At 58.9% G+C, this 838-nt stretch carries 1 protein-coding gene; it reads right to left on the reverse strand.

Annotation, left to right across the window (positions count from 1 at the left end; translation table 11 throughout):
* Nucleotides 1-73: 73 nt before the first annotated feature.
* Nucleotides 74-784, reverse strand: coding sequence for an IS6 family transposase (locus HMPREF2792_RS07900; protein WP_070532596.1), 711 nt, complete (start codon nucleotides 782-784; stop codon nucleotides 74-76).
* Nucleotides 785-838: the final 54 nt, after the last annotated feature.

Here is an 838-nt window from a genome sequence, read left to right on the forward strand (position 1 = left end):
GGTGCTGTTGCAAAGTTGGGCCAGGGTCGAAAAGCCCAACCTCAAGACATCAGTTGTCCTTGCTCCGGGGTGCTTAAGCTGTCTCGAATATCCGGCTGACGATCACCGCGTCTGGGTTCGGGTGCCCGTAGGCAAACATCGTGCCCTGGCCTTTCCGTAATGAATGCATCGCTTCCATCCCTTTCAACGTCCGGTAGGCGGAAATTCGGTTTTTGAACGCTCCCTTCGGCCCCAGGATTCTTTTAAGTCGGCCATGATCTCCCTCGATAACGTTGTTCAGGTATTTCACCTGCCGGTGCTCCACCGTCTGAGGGCAGATTCCCTCCGCCTTCAGCTCGGATATTGCCTTGGCCAGAGCTGGTGCCTTGTCGGTGTTGATGACCCGCGGGGACCCGGCTGTCGTATTCGATCGCAGCGTCTTGGCCAGGAAACGCTTGGCCGCCGCGACATTGCGCTTCGGGGAGAGATAAAAGTCCAGGGTCTGCCCACCGGCGGTAATAGCCCGGTAGAGATAGCACCACGTGCCGCCGACCCGGATATAGGTCTCATCCACCCGCCAGGACCGGGCCTGCCAGTCGGGTACCTGCCGGTACCAGCGAGTCTGCTTATCCAGCTCAGGGGCGTATTTCTGCACCCAGCGGTAGATCGTGGTGTGATCGACTGGCACACCCCGCTCGGTCATCATTTCTTCGAGATCGCGGTAGCTCACCCCGTAGCGGCAGTACCACCGCACCGCCCACAGGATGATGTCACGGGGGAAATGCCGACCGGAGAAGATGCCCATGGCTCTGATTATTTCACGCCGGTCTTTCTACTGCCCCAACTTTGCAACAGCACC

The organism is Corynebacterium sp. HMSC068H04 (assembly GCF_001811255.1).
Classification (GTDB): domain Bacteria; phylum Actinomycetota; class Actinomycetes; order Mycobacteriales; family Mycobacteriaceae; genus Corynebacterium; species Corynebacterium hesseae.